The sequence below is a fragment of the Streptomyces sp. YS-3 genome (assembly GCF_045257485.1).
Classification (GTDB): domain Bacteria; phylum Actinomycetota; class Actinomycetes; order Streptomycetales; family Streptomycetaceae; genus Streptomyces.
In genome coordinates this window covers 1-4,095 of record NZ_JBJHPC010000609.1, presented here as the reverse complement: position 1 = coordinate 4,095, position 4,095 = coordinate 1, and the positions used below count along the sequence as shown (strand labels likewise).

At 72.8% G+C, this 4,095-nt stretch carries 5 protein-coding genes; 4 read left to right on the top strand and 1 reads right to left on the bottom strand.

The genetic code is table 11. The features are described 5' to 3' along the window. The first annotated feature begins 20 nt into the window (after window positions 1-20). The 4 genes from ACJA3G_RS31755 to ACJA3G_RS31740 all read left to right on the top strand — a co-directional run bounded on the left by ACJA3G_RS31755 (window position 21) and on the right by ACJA3G_RS31740 (window position 2,333). Window positions 21-1,241 (top strand): CynX/NimT family MFS transporter, encoded by a 1,221-nt coding sequence (locus tag ACJA3G_RS31755; protein ID WP_406556500.1) that lies wholly within the window; start codon window positions 21-23, stop codon window positions 1,239-1,241. Between the two features lie 4 nt (window positions 1,242-1,245). After that, window positions 1,246-1,362, top strand: coding sequence for an SGM_5486 family transporter-associated protein (locus ACJA3G_RS31750; protein WP_406556499.1), 117 nt, complete (start codon window positions 1,246-1,248; stop codon window positions 1,360-1,362). Window positions 1,363-1,530: 168 nt separating this feature from the next. Continuing rightward, complete coding sequence (locus ACJA3G_RS31745) at window positions 1,531-1,737, top strand: hypothetical protein (RefSeq protein WP_406556498.1); 207 nt, start codon at window positions 1,531-1,533, stop codon at window positions 1,735-1,737. Window positions 1,738-1,814: 77 nt separating this feature from the next. Then, window positions 1,815-2,333 (top strand): SixA phosphatase family protein, encoded by a 519-nt coding sequence (locus ACJA3G_RS31740; RefSeq protein ID WP_406556497.1) that lies wholly within the window; start codon window positions 1,815-1,817, stop codon window positions 2,331-2,333. Window positions 2,334-2,416: 83 nt separating this feature from the next. Here ACJA3G_RS31740 and serB read toward each other — a convergent pair whose 3' ends face one another. Next, window positions 2,417-3,673 (bottom strand): phosphoserine phosphatase SerB, encoded by a 1,257-nt coding sequence (gene serB / locus ACJA3G_RS31735; RefSeq protein WP_406556496.1) that lies wholly within the window; start codon window positions 3,671-3,673, stop codon window positions 2,417-2,419. Window positions 3,674-4,095: the final 422 nt, after the last annotated feature.

Here is a 4,095-nt window from a genome sequence, read left to right as displayed (position 1 = left end):
CCCTCGAAGCCCCCGCCGTCATACGCACGGACGGCCGCACCTGGACGACCAAACTCGTACTCGTCGGCCTCGTCCTCGCCGCGCTCAACCTCCGCCCGGCCATCACCAGCCTCGGCGCGCTCTTCGAGGAGGTGCGCGACGGACTGCACATGAGCGGCAGCGTCGCCGGTGTCCTCACCTCCGTACCGCCGCTCTGCTTCGCCGTCTTCGGCATCATGGCGCCGCGCCTGGCCCGGCGCTTCGGCCCCGCCGTGATCGTCTGCGCGGGCATGGTCGCGATCGCCGCCGGTCTGCTGCTGCGCCCGTTCGCGGGCGGCACCCCGGGCTTCCTCGCGGCCAGCGCCCTCGCCCTGATGGGCATCGCCGTCAGCAACGTCCTGATGCCGGTGATCGTCAAGCGGTACTTCCCGGACCGCGTCGGCTCCATGACCGGCCTGTACTCGATGGCGCTCGCGCTCGGCACCGCGCTGGCTGCCGCCGCCACCGTCCCGGTCACCGACGGCCTCGGCGGCAGCTGGCGCACCGGCCTGAGTATCTGGGCGGTGCTCGCCGCCGTCGCCGTACTGCCGTGGGTGCTGCTCGTGCGCGACGGCTCCGACCGGCCCGCCGGACGGTCCTCGGCCGCCCACGAGGACGACGGGGCACCCGCCTTCAGGATCACCCGCAGCCGTACCGCGTGGGCGCTCGCCTGCTTCTTCGGCCTCCAGGCCACCGCCGCCTACATCACCATGGGCTGGATGCCGCAGATCTTCCGGGACGCCGGGGTCTCCGCCGGGACCGCGGGCGTGCTCCTCGCGGTGACGATGGTGATGGGCGTGCCCCTCGCCTTCGTCATCCCGCGCGTCGCCACCCGGATGCGCAACCAGGGCCCGATCGTCGCCTTCCTGGGCGCCTGCGGACTCGCCGGTTACGCGGGCCTCTACTTCGCCCCGGCCGCCGGGGCCTGGGCCTGGGCGCTCCTCCTCGGCATCTCCAACTGCGCCTTCCCGCTCGCCCTCACCATGATCGGCATGCGCACCCGGACCGGCACCGGCGTGGTCCGCCTCTCCGCCTTCGCCCAGTCCACCGGCTACCTCATCTCCATCCCCGGCCCCACCCTGGTCGGCGCCCTCTACGACAGCAGCGGCGGCTGGGGCCTGCCGATCGCGCTGATGGCGGGCCTGATGGTGCCGCAGATCGTGGTGGGTTCGCTCGCCGGGCGGGACCGGACGGTGGAGGACGAGGCGGGGATGCGAGACTGAGGGCATGCCAGTCCTCGACCCGAACCCCCAGAACGGTCAGAAGAAGCTCCTCCTCGTGCTCGGCGCGATGCTGGCGATCACGGCGGTCATCGCCGTCATCGCCACCCTCGCCTCGCCCTGACCTGCGCCGACGGCCCCCATGGTGGTGCTGGCCCCCCTAACCCCTAGGGGGAAAAGCCCCGGGGCGAGTGGGTGGGTCACCGGATGGGCCCCGGGCGCCTTCTTCCGTAGGTTCGAAGTACGTCAGCGAGACCACGCACTTCACCTTTACGGAGCTACGGAGGCGGCCATGTCGGCCCATACGCACACCCGGTCCACCCAGCCGGCCACCGGCCGCGCCGACTTCCGGCTCCCCTGGTGGGGCGTCGCGCTGCCCACCGTCGCCTTCGTCGTGCTGCTGGTGCTCATCACGGGCTCGCACGACGCCCAGGCCGCTGCGGGAGACCCCGCTATCAGCCACCTCATGGACCGCGTACAGCACACGCTGTCCCGCTGAACACCCTTGTCAACCCTGGCGCGAGAGCTCGCCGGGACCCAGCGCCCGATGGCGTGATCCGTGCGAAGCTGGTGGGCATGAGCGTCGACACACCCCGCAGGATCGTCCTCCTCCGGCACGCGAAAGCCGACTGGCCCCAGGTGTCCGACCACGACCGGCCGCTCGCCGACCGGGGCCGCACGGACGCCCCGGTGGCCGGGCGCAGGCTCGCCGAGACCGGAATCGCCCTCGACCTGACTCTCTGCTCGACCGCGGTCCGTACCCGCGAGACCTGGAAGCTGGCCGTGCAGGAACTGCCGCACCGCCCCAGGACCGTGTACGAGGAGCGGCTGTACGAGGCGTCGCCGGGCGAGCTCCTCGCCCTCCTCAACGAGACGCCGGACGAGATCGGCAACCTCCTCCTGGTCGGCCACAACCCCGGGATGCACGTGCTCGCCGACGCGCTGGCGGGGGAGGCCGAGGGGGACGTCCTGGCGCGGATGAACCGCAGCGGCTTCCCGACGGCCTCGTTCGCGGTGGTGGAGTTCACCGGTTCGTGGAAGACGGTGGAGCACGGCGTGGGCAGGCTGACGGACTTCTGGGCGCCGCACGCCTGAGGTGTACGGGGAAGGGCCCCGGCAGCGGTACCGCCGCCGGGGCCCTTCCCCGTCTCCGTCCGGCCCCGCGGGGCCCCGATGCGCTAGTGGGGCTCGTCCACGAGGCCGTCGGCGGCCTCGACCTCTTCGCGGGTGATGCCGAGGAGGTAGAGCACGGTGTCCAGGAACGGCACGTTCACGGCGGTGTGGGCGGCCCGGCGGACCACCGGCTTGGCGTTGAAGGCGACACCGAGACCGGCCGCGTTGAGCATGTCCAGGTCGTTGGCGCCGTCGCCGATCGCCACGGTCTGGTCGAGCGGGACACCCGCCTGCGCGGCGAACTCGCGCAGCAGCCGCGCCTTGCCGGCCCGGTCCACCACGGCGCCGGTGACGCGGCCGGTGAGCCTGCCGTCGACGATCTCCAGGGTGTTGGCGGAGGCGAAGTCGAGCCCGAGCCGCTCCCGCAGATCGTCGGTGACCTGGGTGAACCCGCCGGAGACGACGCCGACCTGGTAGCCGAGGCGCTTGAGCGTACGGATCAGGGTGCGGGCGCCCGGGGTGAGCCGCACCTCGGCGCGGACCTTCTCCACGACGGACGCGTCCAGCCCCGCGAGCAGCGCCACGCGCGCGTGCAGCGACTGCTCGAAGTCGAGCTCGCCCCGCATCGCCTGCGCGGTGACCTCGGCGACCTTGTCCTCGCATCCGGCGTGCGCGGCGAACAGCTCGATGACCTCGTCCTGGATGAGCGTGGAGTCCACGTCCATGACGACCAGCCGCCGGGCGCGCCGGTGCAGCCCCGCCGAGACGACGGCGACGTCCACGCCGAGCGCCGCGGCCTCGGTGGCGAGCGCGGTGCGCAGGGGCCCGGTCGCGGTGCCGGAGACGGCGAACTCGACGGCGGTGACGGGGTACTTGGCGAGCCGGAAGATACGGTCGATGTTGCCGCCGGTCGCGGTGATCCGGGCCGCTATGGCGGCCGTGGACTCGGCGGTGAGCGGGTGGCCGAGCACGGTGACGTGCGAACGCCCGCTGCCACGCGGCCGGTTGTCACCGGTACCGGAGATGATCTCGGCCTGGAGCCCCAGCGACTCCGCCCAGCTGTGCACGGTGGCCCGCAGCTCGCCCTCCGTACTCACGGTCGGCTCGGTGACGAGCGCGCACAGGACGATACGGCCACGGGTGACGACCTGCTCGATGTCGACGACGTCGACGGAGTAGGCGGCCAGGGTGTCGAAGAGCCCGGCGGTGATGCCCGGCCGGTCCTTCCCGAAGATCTTGACGAGCAGGGTCGGCGTGTCCGCGCCCGGGAGGGCGGCGTCCGGGTGGTGACCAGCGGGGCGAGGGGGCTGAGAAGCGCTCATGGTGCTTCCACCGTATAGGGCCCGACGCACCCCCCGACGCCGTGTCCCGCCCAGCGGACAGCCGGATTACGGGATCGACAGCGGAGCGAAACGCGCTGGTCACCCAGGGGTAAGGGAAAGGTCCTCTCGGGCCGCGTCTGCGCCTGCGGGTGCTGGGTGCCTGATCGCGCAGTTCCCCGCGCCCCCGGGCGCCCGGGCACCAGGGACGCACTTCACGATGCGTGACCCACGGCCGAGCGGGAAACTGCACGCCCGGCCCCCACCGCCCCGCAGCCGACAGCAGCCGATGGCAGGGCGAAGCCCGCCTCTCAGGGGCGCGGGAACTGCGCGCCCAGCCACCGACCACCCGCAGACGAATCCCGCCCCCAGGGGCGCAGCCCCCGGGGCCCAGGGGCGCAGCCCCAGAAATCACTTCCACACCC